Source organism: Ideonella sp. BN130291 (assembly GCF_036231905.1).
Taxonomy (GTDB): Bacteria; Pseudomonadota; Gammaproteobacteria; order Burkholderiales; family Burkholderiaceae_C; genus CAMLIZ01.
This window is the reverse complement of the sequence record NZ_JAZARE010000009.1, coordinates 185,758-211,336: the sequence shown is the minus strand read 5'-3', so window position 1 is coordinate 211,336 and position 25,579 is coordinate 185,758. Positions and strand designations below refer to the sequence as shown.

Here is a 25,579-nt window from a genome sequence, read left to right as displayed (position 1 = left end):
GGCGGCTCACGGTGGGTTGAAGGGCCAAGACTACTCCGGTACGGCCGTCGGCTCGTTGCGCGCCTGCGGCGAGGGCACCCTGGCTTCGGGCGCCGGGTCCATGTCCGGCAGCGGATCGGTGAGCTTGCGCTCCACCCGCACCACCTTCGGATCGTCCCACGGCCCGGTGACGTGGAATTCGCGCGTGCCCGCCTGCATCAGCGGCTTGCGCAGGAAGAGCTGGGCCACGAAGGTGCTCAGGCCGACCACCGGGTTGATGGCCGCATAGGCGAGCGATGCGGTGCCGGCGTTGATCTCCGGCACCACGATCACGCGCAGGTCCTGGGTCTCGCGCTGCAGGTCGGCCTCGCCTTCCATCAGCACCACCGCCTGCACGCCGCGCATGCGCAGGTTGTTGCTGCTGGCCACGCCGTCGTGGATGCGCACGTCGCCGCTCACGTTGTCGAAGGCGAAGCCTTCCTCGAAGAGGTCGCGGAAGTCCAGCACCAGGCGGCGCGGCAGCGACTGCAGGCTCAGCACGCCCAGCAGCCGCGCCGCCCCCGCGCCGGCCTTGAGGAACTGGCCCTGGTCCAGCGCCACCTTGAGCTGGCCATTCATGCTGCGGTAGTCCAGCGTGAACGGCGAGCCCTGCCATGACACCTGGCCCTGCAGTTGGCCCTTGCCCCCCTTGAGCGCGCCCGGTGTGCCCAGGCGCTGCAGCAGCGCCCCGCTGTCGGCCACGTCGAGCTTGAAATTGAGCACCATCACGCGGCGCCCGCCCGGCGTGGCGCTGGGGCTCCAGTGGCCGCTGGCCTGCAGCTGCGCCTCCGGCGTGCCGAGGTTGAGCTTGGCCAGGCGCCAGTCGCGCGCCCCGCCCTCGGCCCGGTTCACCGCCTCCACCTCCAGCTTGCCCAGGCGCTTGCCATTGAGCTCGAAGTCGTCCACCACGATGTCCAGCGCGGGCACGCTGGCCGGCGCCTGGTCGAGCAGGCTTTCCACCGATGCCACCTCGGATGGCGGCAGGGTCAGCCGCGTCAGCCGGGCATGCACCCGCCCGGCGCCCGCATTGCCGGAGGGCCGGTAGTCCAGCGTGCCAGCCAGCTGCTCGGCCACCAGCTGCGCGCGCCAGCCGGCGTCCCCTGGCAGCGCCGCCACATGGCCCACCAGCTGGGTGAGGCGGCGCCCACCCAGGCGCAGCTCCTGCGCCCGCACCGCCAGCTGGCGGGGCAGGTAGGCTGCCCAGGGCGCAGGGTCGCCGGCGGGCGCCTCGGTGCCGGTGCGCGGCCGGCTGCCGTCGTCGGTCCAGCGGTCGAGCAGCTGGCGCCATGCATCGGCGTCGAAGCTGCCGAGGTTGACGTTGGCCGCCACGCCGGCCACCGGCGCGGGCGCCGGCTCCATCACGCCGACGGCGCCGCTGGTGACCTGGGGCTGCTCATGCGCCAGGTCGCGCTGGTAGTTCGCCTGCAGCACCTGGCCGAGCTCGATGCGCAGGCTGTCGCGCGGCCGTGTGCTGTCCGCCCCCGGCTGCAGCTGGATGCGCAGCGGCAACGCCGCTTCAGCGCTCTTGCGCAGGGGCGCCGGCAGGTCCAGCGCCAGGCCGGTGAGCGGGCTGCTGAGGCTCAGCTCGGTGCGGCCCGTGTGGCTGCTCACGGTGAGCCGGTAGGCGGTCTGGCCGCTGAACGAGGCCGCCATGCGGGCGAGCACGGGCACCTCCGCCGTGCGGCGCAAGCCGTCGGCGCTGGCCGTGCCGTCCGCCTGGATGCGCAGCGCGCCATCCGCCTGGGTGCCGCCCTCCAGCACCAACTCCCCGCCCAGCGCCCGCGCGCTCACGTTGTGCAGGGTGAAGCCCTTGTGGCCGAACGCGATGCGCCCGCGCGCGCCGGCCAGCAGCGGGAGGTCCGCACGCATGCGCACGTCATTGCCCAGCAGGCTGAGCGTGCCCTTCACGGTGGAACGCGCCATGTCCTCCAGCGGCAGCGCCAGCGCCAGGCGCAGCTCGCTCATGCCGCTGCCCGTGGCGGTGCGCAAGGCCTGGTCGGTCCAGTCGGCGATCGGCGTGGCATTGACGAAACGCAGGGCATCGGCCAGCGCCCCGCGTCCCTGGCCCTCGATCACCAGCACCGGCTTGTGGCCCAGGCTGCGGATGCCGCCTTCCACCCGGCTGAGCTCATACCCGCCGACGCTGGCCTGGGCCTGGTGGATCTGCATCGAGTCGCGGTCGAACACCAGCTCGCCGGCGACCTTGCTGAACGCCGGCCAGGGCGGTGCTGTGCCTGCCGAGCCGGGCACGTAGGCGAAATCCACGTCCGACACATGGCCCGCGATGCGGAACTCGCCTTCGCGCGCATTCGCAAACGGAAACTGCTGGAGCTTGCCCTTGACGCGGAAGCTGGCCGCATCGATGCGGCCCCCGCGCACCGCGCTGGCCACGTACTGCCGGGTGGACGCGGGTATGCCCAGCGGCAGGTAGCGCGCCACGCTGGTGGCCGCGCCGCGGCTCAACTGCCCGCTCAGCTGCAACACGCCCGGGTAGCGGTCGGCCGCGCCCGCGCCGGTGCGCCAGGTGGCGTCGAACTCGCCGGCCGCCTCGGCGTTGGCGAAGCGCACGTTCTTGAGCTCCACGGTCAGCGCCGGCGGCGTGCCGGGCGGCGCCTTGCGGGGGCGGTCGAGTTGCCAGCTCACGCGGGCATCGAAGCGCTCCAGCGGCACCTCCTGCTGCTCGAACACACCCGGAAACACCATGGCGCCGTCGATCAGGCTGATGGTGGCGTCGCCACCCGACTCGGTGGCGCGCAGTTCGACATTGGCGTTGCGCCAGCCCGGCCGGCCGGCCGCATGCGGGTCGGCCGCCGGCAGCGCGGCGATGGACAGGCCCGCCAGGCGCGCCTTCACCTGGTAGTGCGCGGGGGCGTCCAGCGGCCCGTCCCAGCGTGCCGACAGGCCGTGCACCTGGCCGCGCGCGGCCAGCGGGTCGATGAGCTTGTGCACCGCCGTCCCCAGCGGCAGGCGCTCGGCCACCTCCGCCATCAGGTTGAGATCGAGCTGGTCCGCCGTGAACACGCCGCCGGTGACCGGCTGGTCCGGCGCGTCCTGGCGCTGCAGCCAGGCGAGCTTCATGTTGCCGCGCGGCCACGCCTGGCCTGCGGCGGTGACGAAGCTCAGGTTGTCGGCCGCCAGCTGCACGCCGGTCTTGTCGCGGCGCGCGCTGATGCGGCCGTGCACGCGGTCCAGCTCCAGCGGCTGCAGGTCGCGCCGCAGGCGCAGGTTCACCGCATTGAGCGCCAGGTCCACGGTGGCGGCCTGCGCCTGGCCGCGTTCCACGTCGATCCAGGCCCGCAGCGCACCCTCGCCTTCGGTCAACTCGAAGGGCAGCGCCACATGGCGGCGCAGCTGGCGCACGTCGGCCTGCGGCAGCTGCGCATGCAGCGTGCCGCTCCAACGCGACCAGTCGCCATGGCGTGCCAGCAGCGGCTGGGTGAAACGGCCGCGCAGCGAAAACCGGCTGCCCCACTCGGCCGGCGGCGTGGCGTCCAAGCGCATCGCATGGTGCTTCAGCCCGTTGCGTACCACCAGGTCCACGTCGGCCAGCTCCAACGCACCGGCACCCGCCTGCTCGTCCACCCAGCGCAGGCTGCCGTGGCGGATGACGAACTCATGCTGCTCGAAGAACCAGTCCGCCGCCACATCGCCGCCGTCGCCGGCCCCGCCCTTGACCTGCAGGCCCGCGACGAACAGGCGCCCCTGTGCGTCGCGCCGCACTTCCAGGCGGGCGCCTTCGATCAGCAGCTGCTCGAAGCGCAGGCTCAGGGTGAACAGCGAACGGGCCGACACCGCGGCCGCCACACGCGGCAGGCGCAGCGCCTCGCGGCCCTGGGGATCGAGCAGGGTCACGTCCTGCAGGCGCAGGGCCGGCACCCAGCCCTGGGACTGCACCTCGATGCGGCCGATGCGCACCGGCACGCCCAAGGCCGCGCTGGCGCGGGCTTCCACCTGGGGCCGCCATTCGTTGACGTGCGGCAAAATCCCCCAGTGCAGTGTCAGCCACGCGAGCAGCAATAAGCTCCAGGCGGCCAGCACCAGGGCCAGCCCGAAACGCGCCACTGCACGCCAGCCGAGCCAGCGGCGTGACTTATGCCGCGGCTCGAAGCGCTCTGAGGGAAGAGGGGCCGTGTCAGGCAAGGATGGAGGCATCAGGATGTTGGGACACCGGCCGAAACATCGTCAGCAGCCGGCCATCGCGCAGCAGGAGCTGGGCACCGAAGCGGTTTTTCCGCGGTGCGAGCGATGGGCATGACACGGTGAGCGGAATTATCCAGCAAGTGACCCAACCCGAGACCATGGGTTCCATCAGCAACGCACTGCCTTTTTCCACGGCCGACGCCCTGGCCGAGCACAGCCGCTTCGTGCAGCGCATCCGCCGGCGTTTTGCCGCTGAACTGGCGCTGCTGCCGTCCGGCCGGCCCGACGCCGCCGCGATCAACGCCCTCATCGACCGCCTGCAAGCCGATGGCCGCGCCCTGCCCTCGGCGCTGCGGGTGGCGCGCCAGGTGGTGCTCGAGCGCATCGCCGTGCTGGACCTGGAGCAGGCCGCCACCCTGGACGACGTGACGGCCACCATGACCACGCTGGCCGAAGTGACGCTGGAGCGCGCCCTGGCCGCCGCCCGCGCCGAGGAGGACGAACGCCATGGCACCCCGCTGACACCGGCCGGCGAACGCATCGACTTCTGGATCGTCGGCATGGGCAAGCTGGGCGCGCGCGAGCTCAACGTGTCCTCCGACATCGACCTCATCTACGTCTACGAGGAAGACGGGCAGACCACCGGGCCGGAGGTGATCAGTGCCCACGAGTACTTCACCAAGGTGGCGCGCAGGCTGTATGCGCTGATCGGCGACACCACCGACGATGGTTTCGTGTTCCGGGTGGACCTGGCCCTGCGGCCCAACGGCAACTCCGGCCCACCGGTGGTGAGCTTGCCCATGCTGGAGGAGTACTTCCAGGTCCAGGGCCGCGAATGGGAACGTTTTGCCTGGCTCAAGAGCCGGGTGGTGGCGCCGCGCAGCGCGGTCGACAGCGGACGCGCCCTGGCGCTGCGCTCGCTGGTCACGCCCTTCGTCTATCGCAAGTACCTGGACTACGGCGTGTTCGAGGGCCTGCGCCAGCTGCACCGCAAGATCCGCGAGGAAGCCCAGCGCCGCGCCGCCGGGCGGCCGGAGCGCGCCAACGACGTGAAGCTGTCGCGCGGCGGCATCCGCGAGATCGAATTCATCGTGCAGCTGCTGCTGGTGGTGCGCGGCGGGCAGTTCCCCGAGATCCGCACCCGGTCCACGCTCAAGGGCCTGCAGCGCCTTACCGACCACGGGCTGATGAAGGCGGGCACCGCCGAGCGGCTGGCGGCGGCCTACAGCTTCCTGCGCCAGGTGGAGCACCGCATCCAGTACCTGGACGACCAGCAGACCCACCTGCTGCCCACCGCCGACGCCGACCTCGGCTGGATCGCACGGAGCCTGCACCTGGCCTGCAATGCCGACGCCTGCGAGCTGCTGGACCGGCTGTGCGACATCCGCGAGTTCGTGGCCACCGAGTTCGACGCCCTGCTGCACGACGGCCAGGCGCCCACGCCGGGCGGTGGCAAGAGCGGCTGCCGCACCTGCGGCGGCCCGCCGCTGCCGATCGACAGCGAAACCTTCATCGAGCGCCTGCCGCCCGAACTGGGCACCCGGGTGCGCGCCTGGGCCCAGCAGCCGCGCATCCAGAACCTGCGCGACGAGAGCAAGCTGCGCCTGGCCAAGCTGATGAAACGTGTGGCCGAGAACGTGTCGGCGGGATGCTGCACGATGGACGCAGCCCTGCGATTCATCGACTGGGTGGAGCCGCTGCTGCGGCGCGAGAGCTACCTGGCGCTGCTGGCCGAGCGCAACGAGGTGCTGACCCGCCTGCTGCGCCTGTTGGGGCTGGCGCGCTGGCCGGTGCGCTACCTGATGCTGCACCCCGGCGTGATCGACGAGCTGGCCGACGAGCGCCTGGTGCACAGCCGCTTCGAGCGCGAGAGTTTCATCACCGACCTGGAAGCCCGCCACGCGGCCTGGCAGCGCGCCGGCGAGGCCGACGAAGAAGCCCTGCTGGACACCTTGCGCCGCGCCCACCATGCGGAGGTGTTCCGCACCCTGGTGCGCGACGTGGAAGGCCACATCACGGTGGAGCAGGCGGCCGACGACCTGTCCGCCCTGGCGGACGCGGTGCTGGACTGCACACTGCGCTGGTGCTGGCAGCGCCTGAAGACGCGCCACCGCGAGGAACCGTGTTTTGCCGTCATCGCCTACGGCAAGCTGGGCGGCAAGGAGCTGGGCTACGGCAGCGACCTGGACGTGGTGTTCCTCTACGACGACGAGGACGAGCGCGCGCCCGAGGTGTATGGCGCCTTCGTGCGCAAGCTGATTCCCTGGCTCACCCTGCGCACCGCGGCCGGCGAGCTGTTCGACATCGACACCGCCCTGCGGCCCAACGGCAACTCCGGCCTGCTGGTGACCTCGCTGGCCTCCTTCGAGAAGTACCAGGTCGGCCGGGGCAGCAACACGGCCTGGACCTGGGAGCACCAGGCCATCACACGGGCGCGCTTCTGCGCCGGCATGAGCAGCCTGGCCGAACGCTTCGAGCGTGTGCGCCGGGCCGTGCTGTGTGCACCGCGCGATCCCGCCGCGCTGCGCGACGAGGTGCGCGCCATGCGCGACAAGGTGCGCGGCTCGCATCGGGTGCCGAGTGCGCTGTTCGACGTGAAGCACAGCCCGGGCGGCATGATGGACGCCGAGTTCGCGGTGCAGCTGCTGGTGCTGTCGCATTCGGCCGCGCATGCCCAGCTGCAGGACAACGCCGGCAACATCGCCCTGCTGCTGCGCGCCGAACACGCGGGCCTGCTGCCGGCCGGCGTGGGCCAGGCGGCAGCCGATGCCTACCGCGAACTGCGCCGTGCCCAGCACCGCGCCCGCCTGGACGAACAGCCGACTCAGTTCCCGCCCGACACCCTGGCCACCCAGCGCGACGCCGTGCTGGCGCTGTGGCGGGCCGTCTTCGGTTGAGCGGCCGCGGCGGCGCCTGGCTGGCGCTGGCGCTGGTGCTGGTCACCGGCACGCTGGCCGCCTGGGGCGCCCCGCCGGCTGCGCTGGCCTGGCAGCCCGAGCTGGCCGTCGCCCAGCCCTGGCGCTGGTGGAGCGCCGCCTTCGTGCACTTCAGCCGCTGGCATGCGCTGGCCAACCTGGCCGGCCTGGCGCTCGTGGCGGCCTTGGGCGTGGTCGGCTCCCTACCCCCACGTGCGGCGGCGGCCTGGTGCCTCGCCTGGCCGTTGACCCACCTGGCGTTGCTGGCGCGGCCAGAGCTCGCGCTCTACGGCGGCCTGTCCGGTGTGCTGCATGCCGGCGTGGTGGTGGCTGGCTGGCACCTGCTGCGCCACCAGCGCGGCCGCTGCCGGGCCATCGGGGTGGCGCTGCTGCTGGGCGCCGCCCTCAAGGTGCTGCTGGAAGCACCCTGGGGCCCGGTGCTGCGCCATCCGGCCGACTGGGACATCGCGATCGCGCCGCTGTCGCATGCCACCGGCGCGCTGGCAGGCCTGGTGTGCGCCCTGCTGCTGGACCGGCGCCCGGCCTCGGTTCCAATCGACCCATGAACGAGCGCAAACACCATCTCGACGCTGTCGCTGTCAGCTCCCTGCTGCTGTGCTGCCTGCTCTGGGGCCTGAACCAGGTGGCCGCCAAGGTCGCGTTGGCGGAGATACCGCCGCTGCTGCAAGCCGGCATGCGCTCGCTGGTCGCGGGTGGGCTGGTGGCGGTGTGGGCACGGCTGCGCGGCATACCGCTGTTCAGCCGTGATGGCAGCGGCGTGGGCGGCTGGTGGGCCGGCTGCCTGTTCGCGGCCGAGTTCGCCTGCATCTTCATCGGGCTGCAGTTCACCACCGCCTCGCGCATGGTGGTGTTCATCTACCTCTCACCTTTCGTGGTGGCCTTGGGCATGCACTTCATCGCGCGGGCCGAGCGGCTGCGCGGGGGCCAGTGGGCCGGGCTGCTGGCCGCCTTTGCCGGCGTGGCGTGGGCCTTTGCCGAAGGGTTCACCCAACCCGCGGCCGGCCCGCGCCAGTGGCTGGGCGACGCGCTCGGCGTGCTGGCCGCGGTGCTGTGGGCCGCCACCACGCTGGTGATCCGCGCCACGCGCCTGAGCAGCGCGCCGGCCGAGAAGACGCTGCTGTACCAGTTGGCCATTTCGGGCGTGCTGCTGTCGCTGGCCGGGGCGGCCAGCGGCGAACACTGGCCCGCCAGCCTCAGCGGCACCGCCTGGGCCGCCTTCGGCTTCCAGACCGTGGTGATCACCTTCGCCAGCTACCTGGTGTGGTTCCGGCTGGTGCGCCACTACGCCGCCACCCGCCTGGCCGCCTTCACGCTGCTCACGCCGATCTTCGGCCTGCTGGCGGGGGTGCTGCTGCTGGGCGAGCCCGTGACCACCCGGCTGGTGGTGGCGCTGGCTGCGGTGGCGCTGGGCATTGCGATGGTGAATCGCCGCTAGCGTGTGTCGCATGGGTGGCAGCCAAACAAGCCGGCCCGCATAGACTGCGGTGTCCCCTGTCCGGAGAGAACCATGATCACCCTGTGCGGCTTTTCGCTGTCCAACTACTACAACAAGGTCAAGCTGGTGCTGCTGGAAAAGGGCATTCCGTTCACCGAGGAGCGGGTGGGCACCGGCCGCACCGACGAGGCCGTGCTCTCGGCATCGCCGCTGGGCAAGATCCCGTTCATCCGCACCGAGCACGGCACGCTGTGCGAAAGCCAGGCGATCGTGGACTACCTGGAGGCCCTTCAGCCTGAACCACGGCTGCTGCCCGCCGATCCGTGGGCGCAGGCCAAGGTGCGCGAGCTCACCGCCTTTGTGGAGCTGCACCTGGAGCTGGTGGCGCGTGAGCTGTACCCGCAGGCGTTTTTTGGCGGCACGGTGAGCGAAGCGAACCAGGCCCGCATCGCCAAGCTGCTCACGCGCAACATCACCGGCTTCAAGCGCCTGGCGAAGTTCTCTCCCTACCTGGCCGGCGACACCTTCACCCAGGCCGATTGCAGTGCCCACGTGAGCCTGCCGCTGGTGGGCATGGCCAGCAAGATCGTGCTGGGCGACGACCTGCTGCTGGCCCAGGGCGTGGACTGGAAGGCCTACACCCGCTTCATCGGCGAGCGGCCGAGCGCGCAGAAGGTGGCGGCGGACCGCAAGGCCGACACGGAAGCCAGCGCCAGGAAGCCCTGAGCGGCCTGTGTCGGTTTGCGCCCAACTCAAACCTGAAAACGGCCGCTCATCAACCACTTGGGGCTAGACGGGTCAGCAGACTTCGAACCCGTGTCTCACTCAAGTCGGAACTATCGGGTTTTCGTTTCACTCAATTTTGATCTATCGGCATCAGCGCCCCGACTATCGGCGCAGTAGAGCCAATGATTCAGCCCGTCACGCTCCAGCACGGCCGCCAGGGACCGTTCCAGCCGAACGCCCGCCAATAGATCCTGCTCAGTGGTCTCGTAGTTCATCCCGGCCAGTTGAAACGCAGCACTCGAGGCGCCGTGGAGCCGACTGACCTCGGTCGCAAGATCGGCGGTTTCCTGCGGCTTCAAGCGCGTGAACATGTGGCGCAAGTCCGGCAGCTGGGCGATGAAGGCGTCGGCATCCCAGCCACGCACGAGGCGGTCGAAGTGGCCCAGCAGCACGGGCAGGCGTAAAAGGAGCTCAGGGGCCGCAGCCATCAGGCCGTTGAGGAAGCGCACCGAGCTGGCCGAATCAGCCCCTGGCCCGAAGCGCTGCGACACCACTCCCGCCAGTTCCGCCTCGCCCCAACGCCCCGCCAGGAAGAGCAGCGCCGCTGACGCACCGCAGACACCAGGCGCCACATCGACCCGCGAGGCAAATCGCACAAGCTGGTCGTGCAGCGGCTCCAGGTCGACGACCGGAGCATCGGCATCCGACTTCTCCAGCATGTGGCCGAGTTCGCGCAGCAACAGCAGTTGCGCCACGGCTTCGGCCTCTGCGGCTGCATCGCAGCTCGCCATGTCGGGAAGCAGAAACAGCGCTGCAGGCCATACACGCTCCAGCAGCGCGCGCACTTGCGGATGTTGTTGCAGGCCCAAGGGTTCGCGCGCCCGCCACAGCGTCACCAACCGATGGCCGCAGTCCACCACCGAGGCGAGGTTGGCATCCTCGTCCAGGTGCGCGGCGAGCATCTGGAGCAGTTGCGGCAGACGCTGGTGCAGGCCGATCAGGCAGGCGCGCTGCAGCAGCATCACGGCGGCCTTGGCGCTGCGGGCGCGGCCTTGTTCAGCCAGCGCGCGTTCCTCCCGCTGCAGCTTGGCCAGGCACACCGCCTCGATGCTGGCGCCTTCGGTCGCCAGCTCGATCAGCTTGGCTTCGACCAGCGGCGACCACGCCACGCGCCATTCCTCGAACAACAGATGCAGGCGCGCGCCGCCAATGAAGTCCGGGCCGGACACCCAGGCAGCGACGCCGACGTCGAGATAGGACATGGCATGGAAGAAACGGCTGCGCTCACGGTGCGAGGGCTTGCGGTACAGGTCCAGCTGGGCACTGCGCGGCGTGCTGTCGTCCATGCGCACGCCAGCGGCGCGGGCGTGGCGGCGCGCGTCCTCGACCAGCGGCGGCGAGCCCGCCGACGGCGGCACATCGCCGATCCGCGCCCCACTCAGGAAGCGCCGCAGGTCGGCTGTGAAGCCTCGCGTGCCTTCGTCGATGGCGGTCTTGATGAAGCAGGAGCGGATGGCATCCAGCAGGTCCTGGCGCCCTGGCTCGATATTGCCGCGCAGCGCCGCCAGACGGACGACCTGCAGGGCGGCTGCCTGGACCAGCGCGGTGGAGGCTGCGTCGCCGCGGTCTTCCTCACGCAGCCGCCCCGCGAAAGCTGACAGTGCCTCGAGCGCCACCGCCGTGAACGGGTCAGGCTCCGCTCCAGTAAGCCGTTCCCAGACGCGCTGGTAGTAGCCCGGCGACGGCATCCCCGACGCATAGCCGTTTAAGGCGTCCAGCCGGTCGAAGCTGTAACGGATCAGCCAGGCGCCGTCTTCCGTGGAGGGCTTTGCCGCGACGGGTGTCGCCTCGGCGGTCTGCCAAGTGTCCAGCAACTCTGGCGTGTGGAACCCCCCCGTCACCACGACCAGCGGCCCCTCCACGCGTTCACGCCAGCGCCGCAAATGCGCCGCCATGTGGCGCTCGCGCGCGAGGCTGCCCTCGACCTCCAGCACCTCTGGCTCGTAGTCGAAACGGGCTGCGGCGCACCAGCCGAACACGTCGCCGAAGAAGCTGCGCCAGTCGTGGCGAGCCTGCGCCCCGCGCAGTTCAAAGAGCCGGTCCCAAAGCTCGTGGTGGTCGACGCAGCCGAGGCGCGACGCCATGGCGCCGAGGTAGCGGCTGTGCGCGAAATGGCGCTCCTCCATCAGGCTGCGCACAGCTTCGGCCGGACCCTCGGTCTCCGCGTCGCGACCGGCGTTCCAGGCCTTGTCGCGCCATGGCAGGTCGATGAAGGCCACTTGAGCGCCGATCGCTGCGCCGTCGCGAGCGGCGACCCACTCGGGGCTGTAGTCGCAGAACGGATAGAACGCCGAGCGAATCTCCGGCAGGGATTTCGTGTCAGCGTCTTCGTCCGGCCCGCGGGCAGCCTGGTGCTTGGACTGACACAGCAAGGCCACTGGGGCGCGCGTGTCGGCATGCTGCAGGAGCGGCAACAGGTGGTCGAGGTCGTCCGGCCCTTCGATCAGCACGGCTGCCGGGCGCAGCTCGCGCAGCATCTCGCGCAGCGCAAGCGCACACGCCGGGCTGTGATGGCGCACGGGCGCGAAGTACACGTCCTGCCCGCTGTCGAACAGGCGCGACCTCGCCTGCAGCAACCGCTCCTCAAGCCCCCCGGGGTCCGCTTCTATTCCCACAAACCGCGCGCCGAGTCGTGAAACGCCTTCCAAAGCGCGTCACGCTTGCCGCGCTCGCGCACCACGGTGTCGAAGTAATGGCGCACGCGGCGCGCGTCGTCCTGGCCATCCTTGAGCATCACGCCCTGCAACTGGCCGGCGATCTCGCGCACTGTGAGGCGGCCGCCGTTGAAGTGGCGTGCCTGCAGCGCCGCGGCATAGGCCACGTTGACGGCTTCCGCGGTGGACATCACCGCGTCCAGCCCCTTGATCGCCGCGCCATCCTGGGTCTGGCCGGCGCGCAGCTCCTGGAAGGTTGTCACGAGCAGGGCGACGACATCCCGCGGCACATCCACAGGCGCTTCATCGCCGGCGAGTTCCTGCTGCAACTGCCTGACCACCAGTTCGACCTCGAACTTGGGGTCGCGGATGGGACGCACCGTTTCGAAGTTGAAGCGCCGCTTCAACGCCGACGACATCTCGTGCACCCCGCGGTCACGCAGGTTGGCCGTGGCGATGATGTTGAAGCCTCGCCGCGCCTGCAACCGTCCGCCTTCGCCGCCATCTCGGCTGAGTTCCGGCACCATCAGCTGCTTCTCGCTCATCAGCGAGATCAGCACGTCCTGGATCTCGGGCGGGCAGCGGGTCACCTCCTCGAAGCGCACGATGCGCCCCGTCGCCATGGCCTGGTAGACCGGCGACGGAACAAGCGCGCGCGGGCTCGGCCCTTCGGCCAGCAGCAGCGCGTAGTTCCAGCTGTATTTCAGGTGGTCTTCGGTCGTGCCGGCAGTACCTTGCACGGTCAGGCCCGAATCGCCGCTGATCGCCGCCGCCAGGAGCTCGGACAGCATGGACTTGGCCGTGCCCGGTTCACCCACCAGCATGAGGCCCTGGTGGCCCATCAGAGTGACGATGGCGCGGTCCACCAGCGGGTCGTCGCCGTAGAACTTTCGTGACACCTGCAGCTTGTCGTCGCCCAGGATGAAGCTGCGCACCGCGCGCGGCGACAGCTGCCAGCCCGGGGGCTTCGCGTCCTTGTCGGCCGCGGCAAGGCGGGCCAGCTCGGCAGCATAGCGCTGCTCGGCCGGCAGGCGCACGGCCTGGTCGCGCGAGTTCGTCGGCACTCCGTTCATCGTGTTCACCATGGCATCTTCTTTTCCCACGCGGGGTCAAACCCGGCGCAGGCGTTGGCGACCGCCAGGTAGTCGGCATAGGCCTCGGCCAGCAGCACGGGCGGCACGTTGGCCAGCGGCAGCACGTTCTCGCCCCAGCCTCTCACGCGCGTATTCTCAAAGCTCAGCGTCTTCAAGGCCGCCGGCACGTTCTCCTCGGGAAGCGTATTGCCTGAGAATTCGAGCACCACGCGCACGCCGGCATTCGAGAACTCCTTGGTGTACTGCGAGAAGAATCCGCCGTCTTCCGCCTGCGAGCGCTGATAGCCCAGCTTCGTGAAGTGGCCGCGCAGCGTGAAGGTGTCGCTGATCCAGCCCTGACGGTCCGCGATGACGCTGACATCCCTGCCCGCGGCATCCTTGAACGCCACCGGGGGGGGCGTGCGGTTCATCTGCGGAAACAGCGGCGTCAGCTTGTAGTCCTTGAAGTGCTGCAGCCAAGCCGCCGCGGCGGCCGGCTCGGCCAGCGACGCGTGCGCCAACCTCAGCCGGCTGTCGGGTGCGAGGTCGACCTCCTCGTCCTGCACATCGAGCAGGCTGCCGTCCTCGGTGGGCCGGAAGCTGCGCAGAACAGAGCCTGCAGCGTCCACCTCCAGCCACACCAGGCGTTGTATCAGCCGGCCCACCACCGGATGGGCATGCAGGTACTCGCGCCACTCCGACTGCGGCCAGTGGCGGCCGGTGCACATGGCTTCGAAGAGCCGCGCCGTCTGCAGGTCGATCACCTGCTTGAGTTCCTTCTTGTGCGTCGCGAACTGCGACTTGGCTTCCTTTACCAGCGCCGGGTCGTCTGTCTGGCGCGGCTCGGGCAAGGACTTGACGACCTTGCCTTCCGGGTTGCGAAGCTCGGGTTTCATCGCGGCATCCAGCACCACGGTGAACACGCGGTCGCCGTACTGCAACGCGAGCGTGCCGGTGTCATCCAACCCCGCTGTCGGGATGGTGCGATCGGCCAGCTGGTCCTCAGTCCAGTCGTTGCGCTCGGCGATCTGCTGCACCAGGTCGCGCGCCTTCTGCTGCACGGAGGCAGTGCGGTAGCGGCGCGACAGGCCCAGAAGCAGCTGGATGACGATGGGATCGTTGCCGGTTGCAACGGCGTCGAGCATGGCCTCGATCTGCGATCGCCTCGGATAGTGGTCGCGCATGTACTGCTGCAGCAGCGTGACGGCCTCGTGGGCCGGCGCATACGCCGCCAGCGCCAGCACGCCCTTCTCGCCGATGGCACTGCCCAGGTACTCGGCCATCTTCTCGCGTCGGCATTCCTCGAACACCTGCTCCTGGGACTTGTTGTAGTCGGCCTCGTAGTAAGTCTTGTGCTCGGGCTTGGCCGATTGCCAACGCTTCTGGTTGCCCTGCCAGCGCTGCGGGGCCGTCGCCTGCGCATAGGCCGTGGCCGCCTCCAGCGACGGATGGGCAGTGTCGTGCGCGATGAATTGGCGCAGCACCGCGCTGCCAAGGGCCTTGCGGCTCGCGGCATCGAGCAGCCCGAGATAGCGCGTCAACAGCGCGTTGCCGCCCGGCTCCTTGAGCTTGCAGGCCAGCACCGTCCACCACTGGATGATCTCGGGCTCGACTGCCGTGCCGTCGGCCCAGCGGCAGGCCGGCAATGCGGCAAACGAGAACCATGCGAGACCGGCAGGCGGCTTGCCCTTGAGGCCCTTGCGCGCCTCTGCCAGCAAAATTGCAGGCGCCAGCCGCGGCGAGATGTCGTCGCCAAGGGCTTCGAGCGCGGTCAGGAAAGCCGCGCGTACCGTCTCGCGGCTCTCCTTGTCGAGCGCCTTGCCCAGCACAGTGATGGCTGGCTTATGCCGCAGGTCGGCGAGCCAGTTGGCCGCCTCGATCCGCACCTCGCTCTTGGAATGCGACAGGGACTCGATGACCCGGCTGCCGATATCCGGCAGCGCGGACAGCACCTTCTGGGCAGCCGCACGGTAGGTCTTGCCCTCGCCGAGCGCGATCTCCATCACGCGGGCCAGCCAGCGGGCCTGCACGACGGGGAAGGTGGCCAGCGTCTGCAGCGTTGCACCCAGCTCCAGTGCGGCGCGACGTCGGTCGTCGGACGGCGGTGCCGCAGCCACCAGCCCCAGGCCTTCGTCAATGTAATTCGGGTGCTCCGCGAAGAAGGGCCAGACGCGCTCGGCAGGCAGCACCGCCGCCGCAGTGGGCGTGGACCAGTAGTTGCAAAGTGCCGCACGGGCCACGTCGTCGATGAGCAGTCCAGCTCGCTGGAGCACGTCCGCCAATGCGCGCAGGTCGACGCTGCCGGTCGGCTGCCGGCCCAGCCATTTGTGGAAGCCATCGTCCTGCCAGAAGTTCTGCCAGGGGCGGGAGACGGCCAGCCAGCGCAACAGGTGCGTCGGCCCGAAGCCTGGGCTCACCTGAACGCGGTTGCCATGCACCACGCAGGCGCCCACCTCCCCGACCTGTGCGCGCTTGCGCTCCTTCTCGCTGGCCGTGCCGTTGAGCACCTTGAGCAAGACGCGCATGTCGTCTTCCGTCACGTCCCTCGCCCTCTCGTAGTGGGCTTGGCGCCACTTGTACTTGTTTTGGCCGGTCCTGTTCTCTTCGATCTCCAGTTGCGCGGCGGCGTAGGCACGATCCAGCAGCTCACGCCGGTTCGCGATGAGGACCTGCAGTGTGGCATCGCCGAGCGGCGTGTCCACGAAAGGCTCCCAGGCAGGTGGCGGCGGCAACTCCTGGGTCGCCGCAGAGTCTGCCGCGTCCAGGCGGGTCAGCGCAGCGCGGATGGCCTGCTGCACGGGCTTGCTGGTTTCTGTTTCCAGTGCGGCGTCCAGGGCGGCGCGCCCGGGCGTGTCCGGCAGCCGTGCCAGCAGGTCGGCGGCCTGCGCGCGCTGCGTGCCGTCACCTTCCTTCAGCAGTGCTACCAGCAAGGCGAGCCGCTGGTTCAGTTCGATGGCATCGAGATGCGGCACAGCTTCGGTCCGGACGCCCTTGCTGCCGTCGGCGGCCAGGGCCACCAGTTGCGGGGCGAAGTCAGCCAGCAGAGACTTGTCATGCCCGATACGCGAAGCGAGCTTGACACGGCCGGCCGCCGACAGCTGCGTCAGCAACGGCGCCACCGCATCGCGATGCGCCCGCATGAAAGCGGCAACCTGAGGCTCGCCAAGTAACGCTCCCAGTGGGTCGCCGCCGTAGGAGTCCGCTTCCTTGCGCTGGAACACCATCTGAAGCGCCAGGACGGGTTCAAGGCCGTCACGCTCGAGCAACTTGGCGATCAGATCAATGTTCCAGGCGGGGCGGCGCTTCAACACATCCTTGGGCGCGCTGTGCTGGTTGATCGAGGAACACATCGCATCGTTCACGATCATGTGCAGCCAAGCCGGCACCGGCGCGCCGAGTTGTTGCAGCTGGCGCCCGCCATCGGCAGCCACCAGCAACTGGCCCAGCCGGATCAACACATCGAGCGGCAGGGTGTCGGCCGAAATGCTGGCGTAGAACTTGTCGCGGCATGCCAGGCTCGCTTCGCCGAGGGCCAGCACCTCCTTGTCGTCCCAGTGATAGAACTTCCAGTGCAACCGACCCGGCTTGCCCAGCAGGATCTCGGGCGACTTGGTGCCCGCCTGCTGCAGTGTCAACAACACGGTCTCGTTGCTGCCCTCCAGCACATAAGTGAGCGCCTCCGCGGGCAGCGACGCAGCAATGCGTTCGAGCGGCTGCAGGCTTCGCGCGATGAGATTGGCCTGCTCGCGCGTGAGGCACGCGGCGCTGGCCGTCGCTGCGGCCACGCCGCCGGTCAACGCGCCCATGATCTTGTCCAGAACTCCCATGCCTTCTCCTCCTGTTGACTGTTGATGTCGGCGCTGCCCGCCTCACGCTTCCTGTGGCAATGCGTCCAGTTCCTCCACCAGCTCGCACAGCCGGTAGAGACGCAGCGCAGCACGCGGCGTTGGCTCCCGCCGATGCGCCTGCAGCGCACTCGCCAAGATCTCCAACCCGACTGACGTCACGCGCCGGTGCGCATCCTGCAGCCGCTCTTCCTGGTGCGGGGTCAGCGTCATCCGTCCAGTGGCGGCCTGCGTCTCCAGCACTTCCAGCACCGGCGCCGTCAGGCGCTCCGCCAAGCCGGACGGAGCGGCAGCGGGAGGCAGGTCGCGGCGTAGCTCGAACAACCGCATCAGCCGCGCAGTGAGCGACGTCCCCCGCGCCGGCGGCGTTTCGAAGTCGAGGGACAGCACCTGCAGCCGGTCGTCGGCCTCGCGAAGCCATACCGCCACGGGCACGAACTGCACCGCGGCACCGGTGCGTTCGATGCGCACGAGGATGCCGCGCAGGTCACCGCGTCGAGCGGCCAGCGCATCGATGTTGTCCATGCGTTGGTGCGTTTCGGGCGCGACAGGAACGACCAAAGTCAGCCAGCGGCCCGCGGCGTCGGCCACTGGCCAGGTCAACTGCTGTCGTGCTTCGTCCAGCACCGGCGCCCGGGTATCGGCAGGCCGCAGCAGCACGGCGTCGATGGGCTCGCCGGCCACGCCCGCGGCGGCGCGCAGCCGGGCTCTCAGTTCCGCCCAGTCCGCGCAGCCTATCCCGGCCATACGAGCATCGGTCACGCTCCACAGGGGCTGTGGCGTTGCGCGGGTCGCGCCGCCCAACGCCAGGCGTCCATCCTCCGACAGCTGCGGCTGCTCCAGCCGCCAGCTTGACGCTGCCACTGTGCTCACCGACCCGGTGCCGGGCCACAAGGCCTGCGTTGACCACGCCAGTTCGCGGGTGAAGCCGACATCGCTGCCGTCCGGCCGCGCCAACGTCGCCTGAAGCACCCGCGCACCCTCCACGTCCCAGAATGCCACGGTCAGGCCACGGGCGCCACCGCGCGTCTGCCACCAATAGGCGCCCAGCGGCAGCAGCGTGAGCGCAGTGGCTTCATCGAAGTCGCGCTTGACCTGGCCACGCAACGCCTGAAGGGCTTCGCCCTTTGCAGCAGCCAGCGCCTCGCACAGCGCCTGGATGCGCGACATGGCAGCCAGCGCGTCGCGCTCTTCCGCGCGATGATCGCGGCGGGCCAGCAGATCCACGGTGCCACCGAGGTTGCGCAGGAGCGCCGCCAGCCGGGGTAAGCCTTCGCCACGCGCCGACATGTTGAGCGCCAGCAGCCGTGCCGACGTAAGCCCGCTGACGTGGCTGATGCCGCCGCTCAGCAGCTCGTGCAGCAGGCCTTGCACTTGCGCGAGGAAGTCCTGCTCGCGCGGGCCGAGCCATTCGGCGGCACATTCCGCCGGCTTGGCCGGTGTCGTGCCGGCGGGCCACGCATCGACCAGGCCGTGCGCGCGCCGCAGCGCCATCAACGCGCTGAGGTGCACGGCCTTGCGTTCGGCGGGGGGCACATCCGAGACCATCCCCGCAAAGCCCGCTCCACCGACCCAGCGGCAGGACTGGCCAAGCGACGCCAGCGTCAACACCATCGCGCCACCCTGGACCCGCCACTCGACGTCGCTGACGCCTGCCGCCGCGGCCCGGCGCACCGCGGCCGCGCCTGCCGCCTTGAACAGCTCAGCCACGTCCAGCGCCAGCAGCTCGGCGAGCGGGTCGATCGCTGCGGTTTGAGGCTCCTCGGCTCCTGCCAACACCGACGAAGGCGCCCGGTCGCGCAGCCACAGGGCTGCGCCGAGGATGTGCTTGCACATGCCCCGCGCCGGGCAGTCGCAGCGCGCCTTTTGCGGGCCATGCGCATCGACGCGCACTCGTTGGCCATCGGCCGCCACCCAGCCACCCTCGACGTCCTGATCCACGAGCGCCACCTTGCCGGCCTCGACATCCTTGGCGGCGCGGCGCAGCAGGCCGGCGTTGGCCAGTGCCGTCAGCGTGTCGTCGTCATAGACGCGCCAGGCGGCGATCCAGCTCAATTCATCACCTCGGCCAACCATTGGGCAAAGTGAACGGGCGTGAGCGCTGCCACATGCATGCCAAGGTTGGCCAGCCGCTGCGCCATCTGCCTGTCGTACACCGGTGATGCCGATTCGTCGAGCGCCGCCAGCCCAAGCAGCGTCACCCGCGATTCCGCCATCCGTCGCACAGCGGCCAACAGCGGGCCCGGCGCCGCCCCTTCCTCGAAGTCACTGATCAGCGCGAACACGGTGCGGGCGGGATTGGTGACGAGCGACTCGCAGTAGTTGACGGCGCGACCGATGTCGGTGCCGCCCCCCAGCTGCACCGTCAGCAGCACCTCGACCGGGTCGCTGGCCAGGTGCGTGAGGTCGATAACGCTGGTATCGAAGACCACCAGCCTCACGCGCACGGCGGGTAGCGAGCTCATGATGCCGGCGATCACTGCGCTGTAGATCACCGAGTCCATCATCGAGCCGCTCTGGTCGACGCAGAGCACCACGTCCCACGGCAGGTTGCGCTTGACGCGTGCGTTGAAGCGCGGCTGCTCGATAACGAGCTGTCGCCGCTCGACGCTGTAGTGCCGCAGATTGGCGGCAACGGTGGCGCGTGCATCGAAGTTCTGTGCGCTCTTGACCTGCGACCGCCGCTGCCGGTTGCGCCGGCCTACCAGTGCATTGACGAATTCATTGCGCAGCCGCCGCGTGATGTCGTCCACCGTCTTGCGGATCACCTCGCGAACGGCGTCGCGCACCTGCGGCGACAACCGCCCGCGCATGCCGAGCAGCGCCTTCGCAAGCTCCGGCGTGGCGTCTAGCGAACGCAGCACCGCTGGGTCTTCCAGCAGCTCGGTGAGTTGGTAGCGCTCGATGGCCTGAGTCTGCATACGCTCGAACACGTCTTGCGGAAACAGCTTGCGGGTTCGCGCCAGCCAGTCGATGGCGCGCAACTGCGTAGGATCCAGCGAACCGCCACCACCCGTGGGCCGCGCCAGCCCGCGCCCTTCGTACTCTCGCCCGTACAGATAGTCGAGCGCTTGGTCGAGTCTCCAGTCCCCCGCGGTGAAAGCGCTCTGCTGCAGCGGACGCGCAGCATAGTGCCCCAGCATGAGTCGCCAACGGCGTAAGGCTTCAGCGTCGTTCAAGGCGGGATCGCGGAGAAAGGTGCAGCCAATTTATCCATCACGTGGGCGAGCTGATTGTCCCACCGGCTAAACGGTGGCCGCATTCTTACCTGCCGCAGCATGTGCCCATCTCGACCAACAGGCCGCACTGCATGTTCAGAGTTAAGTGCAAAAAGTTCAGCCTTGAGTGTCGGTTTGCGCTGAGCGTGAGATGGAAGCACGGCGTTGAATCAACGACATGGCTCCAAACAAGTCAGTGGGAATCGAACCGCTGTTTCGCTCAAGTTTGAACTGTTGGTCTTCCATCGCCGCAGCGCAGTGAAAACACTGGCCCGCTCAGCATGCCGGTCTCCACGGTGCTTACGCCTGCTGCCGCACCGTCTCCCACGTCAGCCCAAACTTCAGGAGGTACTTTCGCAGACGGTCTGCGTCGTTGATGACGGTGCGCTGTTTTCGCGACCGGTCGAACAGCCGTCGGCCCGCTTCCGACAGGGTCTGCGCCTCTCGGCATACACGAAGTACGGCTTCTAGCTGAAGGCGATCAAAAAGATCCAGCTCCTTGGCAGCTTTCTCAGGCAGCAGTTCGTCGAGCTCGATCTCAGGCTGCGAGGAGGCGCCGGCTGGCTGCCACAGCCATTGCAGGCGTTGAATCTCAGCGGCCACCAAGTTGGTCGAGATGCGTCCGCCGTCGGCAAGTGTCGCCATGCGCGTCACGCTTGCCAGCAGATCACGGAAGTTACCGCTCCAGAGTGCGTCCTTGGAGCGAGCGAACCGCAGGTACTCAGCCTTGGCTTCGGCGTTGAATCGTACCGCCCGGCCGGAGTCAGCGGTGTACCGGGCGAGCAGATGGTCCATATTCGGTTCGATGTCCTCGGGGCGCTGTGCCAAGCCGGGCAGCGTGTAAGCCCAAAGGTTGACGCGCGCGAAAAGGTCCTCCCGAAACCGGCCGTGTGCGACATCGACGCGAAGGTCCCGGTTCGTGCCGGCGATCAACTGGAAGTCGCTGCTGACCTCACGATCGCTACCCATGGGAAAGAAGCGCTTCTCCTCTACCGCCTTGAGAAGCATCGCCTGCTCGTCGAGGCCCAGCTCGCCAATCTCGTCCAGGAACAGCACGCCTTGATGCGCGGTGCGTAACAAGCCGGCGCGGTCCGCCGCAGCGCCGGTGAAAGCGCCCTTCTTGTGCCCGAAAAGGGTTGACGCGGCACCGTCGCCTCGCAGCGTGGCGCAGTTGACCTCGACGAAGTCGCCCCGCACCTGATGGCGCGACTTCTTGAGTTCGAACATTCGCCGTGCCAAGTGCGATTTGCCCGCACCCGTCGGGCCGGTCAGCAGGATGGGGGCCTGCGAGCGCACCGCGACGCGCTCGATCTCCTCGATGAGTGCATTGAAGCGCTGATTGCGTGTCGGGATGCCACTTTTCAAGAACTCCAATGCCTCGGCGTGCGCTTGGCTGAAGCGCTGCGCGAGCACGTCGTAGCGCGAGAGGTCCAGGTCGATCAGGGTGTAGCTGCCCGGGTTGCCGCGCTGCTGCTTCTTGGGCGGCGCAGTCTGCAATAGGACGCCGGGAATGAAGCGCGACTCCACCATCAGGAACATGCAGATCTGTGCGACGTGGGTGCCGGTGGTGATGTGCGCCCAGTACTGCTCACGGGCCGGATCGAAGCGGTAGCTCCGCGCCCAGTCATAGAGAGCGGCGTACATCTCACCGAAGTCCCAGGGATCGGCCACTTCCATGGGCACCAGATTGACGATCGTGTCGGGCGATACGTTGGCGATGTCGCCCTTGAGGATGTGAGCCAGTGCCTCGTGTTGCCTCGAATACAGAAGTTCCAGCCGGTGGATGAGGGTGTCCTCGTGCTGAACCAGCGAGATCGTCGGCCGCCACTTCTCCCAGCGACCCGCCCCTTGTCCCGAATCGAGCTGGGTGCCCATGAACCCGACGACAACGTTCTTCCTGCTCATATTCAAGCGGCTATTTATCTAGCTTAGATTCTAGTCTCCGCGAGATCTTGCCATCCCCTGGATAGGGCTCCATTTGCAGCAATTGGCAAGTTTATCTAACGAAATCAACGAGTTAAGGAACAGATTCCTCAAGCAGACCGAACTGGCACAGCTGTTGCGATAAGGAAGGCAACAGACAACAAGTTAAATGCCAAAGACGAGAACACCATGGTCAACACCCAGCTCTTCCAGACGATCAAAGGCGTCCTGCTGCCCTCTGCTTCGGCGCGCAATGCCGAGCAGGCCCCGGCTTACGCCTTCAGCCCACGTCATCAACTGGCGCAGCTGGCGGCCACGGGTTGCTTGAGCCGGACCTTCTACGCCAACGCCGAAGACCAACTCGACCAGGTCCTGTCGCTGACCCAACAGCTGGAGCCTTCATACATTGCCAAGGCCGCGCTCTATGGCCGTCAGTCGGGCTACATGAAGGACATGCCCGCCCTGCTGGCGGCCAGCCTGGCCGTGAGTGACGTTGCGCTGTTGAGCCAGGTGTTCTCCCGCGTCGTCGACAACGGCAAGATGCTGCGCAACTTCGTGCAGATCCTGCGCAGTGGTGCCGTGGGTCGCAAGTCGCTGGGTTCCCGCCCGAAGAAGCTGGTGCAGCACTGGCTGCTGACGGCTTCGGAGAAGCAGCTGCTGAACGCCGCCGTGGGCAACACGCCATCGCTGGCGGACGTGGTCAAGTTGGTTCACCCCAAGCCTGCGCAAGCGTGGCGTGCGGCGTGGTTTGCATGGTTGATCGGCAAGCCGGTCGATGAAGCGTCCCTGCCGCCCATCACCCAGGCATTCGAGCGCTTCAAGCGCGACATCGCCCAGGGTGTGGGCTCGGGAGTGCCGGATGTTCCGTTCCAGATGCTGACCGCGCTGGAACTCACCTCGGCGCAATGGGCGCAGATCGCTCGATCGGGCTCGTGGCAGATGGTGCGTCAGAACCTGAACACCTTCGCCCGGCATGGCGTGTTCAACCTCCCCGGCATGGCTGAGGCGGTGGCCGCCAAGCTGAGCGATGCGCAAGCCGTGGCCAAGGCGCGGGTGATGCCCTACCAGCTGATGTCCGCCTGCAAGGCGGCTGGCGAGTCGGTGCCTGCCCAGGTTCGCGATGCGCTGCAGGATGCGATGGAGCTGGCGCTGGGCAACGTGCCCAGCCTGGCGGGCCGTGTCGTGGTGTGCCCTGACGCGTCAGGCTCGATGAGCTCGTCGGTGACCGGTCATCGCGGCTGCGCGACCTCCAGCGTGCGTTGCATCGACGTGGCAGCCCTGGTGGCGGCGGCGGTGCTGCGGAAGAACCCGCAGGCCCGTGTGCTGCCATTCGAGCAGGATGTCGTGAAGTTGCAGCTGAATGCCCGTGACTCGGTGATGACCAACGCGCAAGCGCTGGCCAACATCGGTGGCGGCGGCACGAACTGCAGCGCCCCGCTCGCCCTGCTGAACCGGGAGCGGGCTTCGGTTGACGTGGTGATCCTGGTCTCGGACAACGAGTCCTGGGTCGACGCCAACCGGCGCGGTGCGACGCAGACCCTGCGCGAGTGGGAAGTGCTGAAGCAGCGCAACCCGCAAGCGCGCCTGGTGTGCATCGACATCCAGCCGACGGCGACCACGCAGGCGGCGGAGCGGCAGGACATCCTGAATGTCGGCGGCTTCTCGGATGCGGTGTTCACCATGGTGGCGAACTTCGCGACCGGGAAGATGGACGCCGAGCACTGGGTCGGTGAGATCGAAAAGGTGTCGTTGGCCGCCCAGTAGGGCCATCGCACCGCTGGTTGGAAGGTGTCCCCAGGCGAATGCCTGCAGGAGTACAGCGCAACTTGGCCGCGCGGGCCCGCAAGCCCGCAACGGAGAACCCGTAGGCCGCTCTTGCAACTCTTGTCGCCCGGGGCACCAACCTTTCAACAGAACACGCGTCGTCGCGTGGCGAATGCAGGTGGGATGACATCCAAAACGTGTCTCACCGATTGTTTGTCGCCACGCGGGAAGGCGGTCGAGTTTTGCGCGAATGCTGGCAGGACTACATCGGTACGCCGGGGGTTCGAGTCCTCAGCTGGGAAACCAGTGTGGCATTGTCTTGCCGCCTCTTGTCGCGCTCTTTTGAGATGTCCTGCTGCGAATGCAAGTGGAACTACAGATCACCAATCTCGTGGTCGCGGGTTCGAATCCCGCCGGTCCCAAATCAAGGGGACCGTAGCTCAGTGGTAGAGCACGACGTTTCACCGACTCTTGTCGCAGCAGGGCATCACCCGTTTCTGAAAGAAGACCATGAACGATCAAAACTACAACCTCGAAGAAGTCGCCGGCGGCGTGCCGGTGAAGATGTGGACGAAGGGTGTACCCGTGGAGGCGGAAGCCCGAGCTCAGCTGGCCAACGCTGCTCGCCTGCCCATCGTCTTCAAGCACATCGCGGCCATGCCGGACGTGCACCTGGGCATCGGTGCGACCGTTGGCTCGGTGATCCCGACACTGAAGGCCATCATCCCGGCAGCGGTCGGCGTGGACATCGGCTGCGGCATGATGGCAGCGAAGACCACGCTGCGCGCGGAGGACCTGCCGGACAACCTCGGCCCCTTGCGATCTGCCATCGAGAAGGCCGTGCCGCACGGCTCGGCGCCCAGGCACCGTGGCCGCGACCCCGGCAGCTGGGAGAACCCGCCCGAAACGGTGGACCGGGTCTGGGCCACGCTGGTCGACGAGTTCGACGCGCTGTGCGAGCTGCACCCGCGCCTGAAGAACACCAACAACCGCAAGCACCTGGGCACACTGGGCACGGGCAACCACTTCATCGAGGTGTGCCTCGACGAGGCCGGCTTTGTCTGGTTCATGCTGCACTCGGGTTCGCGCGGCGTGGGCAATGCCATCGGCACGCACTTCATCGAGCTGGCCAAGAAGGACGCGGAACGCAACATGCGCAACCTGCCGGACAAGGACCTGGCCTACTTCGAGGAAGGCGCGCAGTACTTCGGCGACTATGTGCGCGGCGTGTCCTGGGCCCAGAAGTTCGCGATGAAGAACCGCGAAGTGATGATGGCCAATCTGGTTGCGACCGTGCGCTCGGTCGTCACCAAGCCATTCCAGGCGCATGTGGAAGCGGTGAACTGCCACCACAACTATGTGCAGCAGGAACGCCACTTCGGCCAGGATGTGTTCGTGACCCGCAAGGGTGCAGTGAGCGCCAAGTGCGGCGAGATGGGCATCATTCCGGGCAGCATGGGTGCGCGCAGCTACATCGTTCGCGGCCTGGGCAACCCCGAGAGCTTCGAGAGCTGCAGCCACGGCGCAGGCCGCGTCATGAGCCGCACCAAGGCCAAGAAGATGTTCACTGTCGAGGACCACGCCAAAGCCACCGAAGGCGTCGAGTGCCGCAAGGATGCGGACGTGATCGACGAGATCCCGATGGCCTACAAGGACATCGACGCCGTCATGGCCGCGCAGAGCGACCTGGTGGAGGTGGTGCACACCTTGAAGCAGGTCGTGTGCGTGAAGGGATGAGCGGGTGAGAGCTTCGTGCTCTCACCCGCATCGAAACGAGAGGAGGGGGT

13 protein-coding genes are annotated in these 25,579 nt (G+C 68.4%); 6 read left to right on the top strand and 7 right to left on the bottom strand.

Going from position 1 to position 25,579, the window contains the following annotated elements:
- Positions 1–30: 30 nt before the first annotated feature.
- Positions 31–4,170, bottom strand: coding sequence for a YhdP family protein (locus tag VPH43_RS19975; RefSeq protein ID WP_328579505.1), 4,140 nt, complete (start codon positions 4,168–4,170; stop codon positions 31–33).
- A 146-nt stretch (positions 4,171–4,316) separates the two neighbouring features.
- Between VPH43_RS19975 and glnE the strand changes: the two genes are divergently transcribed.
- The 4 genes from glnE (at position 4,317) to VPH43_RS19955 (ending at position 9,255) form a co-directional block, all read left to right on the top strand.
- Positions 4,317–7,055: a bifunctional [glutamate--ammonia ligase]-adenylyl-L-tyrosine phosphorylase/[glutamate--ammonia-ligase] adenylyltransferase gene (gene glnE, locus VPH43_RS19970; RefSeq protein WP_328579504.1), complete on the top strand. Its 2,739-nt coding sequence runs from the start codon at positions 4,317–4,319 to the stop codon at positions 7,053–7,055.
- Positions 7,052–7,639 carry a rhombosortase gene (gene rrtA, locus VPH43_RS19965; protein ID WP_328579503.1) on the top strand — a complete coding sequence of 196 codons (588 nt, stop codon included), beginning with the start codon at positions 7,052–7,054 and terminating at the stop codon, positions 7,637–7,639. Before glnE ends, rrtA begins: the two co-directional genes overlap by 4 nt.
- Positions 7,636–8,529 carry a DMT family transporter gene (locus VPH43_RS19960; protein WP_328579502.1) on the top strand — a complete coding sequence of 298 codons (894 nt, stop codon included), beginning with the start codon at positions 7,636–7,638 and terminating at the stop codon, positions 8,527–8,529. The genes rrtA and VPH43_RS19960 overlap by 4 nt, the downstream gene beginning before the upstream one ends.
- Positions 8,530–8,601: 72 nt before the next feature.
- Positions 8,602–9,255, top strand: a complete 654-nt coding sequence (locus tag VPH43_RS19955) for a glutathione S-transferase family protein (protein WP_328579501.1) — start codon at positions 8,602–8,604, stop codon at positions 9,253–9,255.
- Positions 9,256–9,365: 110 nt separating this feature from the next.
- Here VPH43_RS19955 and VPH43_RS19950 read toward each other — a convergent pair whose 3' ends face one another.
- From VPH43_RS19950 to rtcR, 6 genes are all read right to left on the bottom strand, one after another.
- Positions 9,366–11,891, bottom strand: a complete 2,526-nt coding sequence (locus VPH43_RS19950; protein ID WP_328579500.1) for a DUF5682 family protein — start codon at positions 11,889–11,891, stop codon at positions 9,366–9,368.
- Positions 11,892–11,920: 29 nt separating this feature from the next.
- Positions 11,921–13,042, bottom strand: coding sequence for an ATP-binding protein (locus VPH43_RS19945; protein WP_442909318.1), 1,122 nt, complete (start codon positions 13,040–13,042; stop codon positions 11,921–11,923).
- A gap of 5 nt (positions 13,043–13,047) precedes the next feature.
- Positions 13,048–16,869, bottom strand: coding sequence for a DUF4132 domain-containing protein (locus VPH43_RS19940; RefSeq protein WP_328579498.1), 3,822 nt, complete (start codon positions 16,867–16,869; stop codon positions 13,048–13,050).
- A gap of 42 nt (positions 16,870–16,911) precedes the next feature.
- Entirely contained in the window at positions 16,912–18,942 is a 2,031-nt protein-coding gene (locus VPH43_RS19935; RefSeq protein WP_328579497.1) for an SWIM zinc finger family protein, read from the bottom strand.
- Positions 18,939–20,066 carry a VWA domain-containing protein gene (locus VPH43_RS19930; protein ID WP_328579496.1) on the bottom strand — a complete coding sequence of 376 codons (1,128 nt, stop codon included), beginning with the start codon at positions 20,064–20,066 and terminating at the stop codon, positions 18,939–18,941. The genes VPH43_RS19935 and VPH43_RS19930 overlap by 4 nt, the downstream gene beginning before the upstream one ends.
- Positions 20,067–20,405: 339 nt before the next feature.
- The gene (rtcR, locus tag VPH43_RS19925; protein WP_328579495.1) at positions 20,406–22,010 is read right to left on the bottom strand and encodes an RNA repair transcriptional activator RtcR; all 1,605 of its coding nucleotides are present in this window, start codon (positions 22,008–22,010) and stop codon (positions 20,406–20,408) included.
- A gap of 207 nt (positions 22,011–22,217) precedes the next feature.
- On the opposite strand from rtcR, the gene VPH43_RS19920 reads away from it, so the two are divergent.
- Together VPH43_RS19920 and VPH43_RS19915 are read left to right on the top strand one after the other, a co-directional pair.
- A complete protein-coding gene (locus VPH43_RS19920; protein ID WP_328579494.1) occupies positions 22,218–23,792 on the top strand; it encodes a vWA domain-containing protein in 1,575 nt (524 codons plus the stop codon).
- A gap of 510 nt (positions 23,793–24,302) precedes the next feature.
- Positions 24,303–25,529 (top strand): RtcB family protein, encoded by a 1,227-nt coding sequence (locus tag VPH43_RS19915; protein WP_328579493.1) that lies wholly within the window; start codon positions 24,303–24,305, stop codon positions 25,527–25,529.
- Positions 25,530–25,579: the final 50 nt, after the last annotated feature.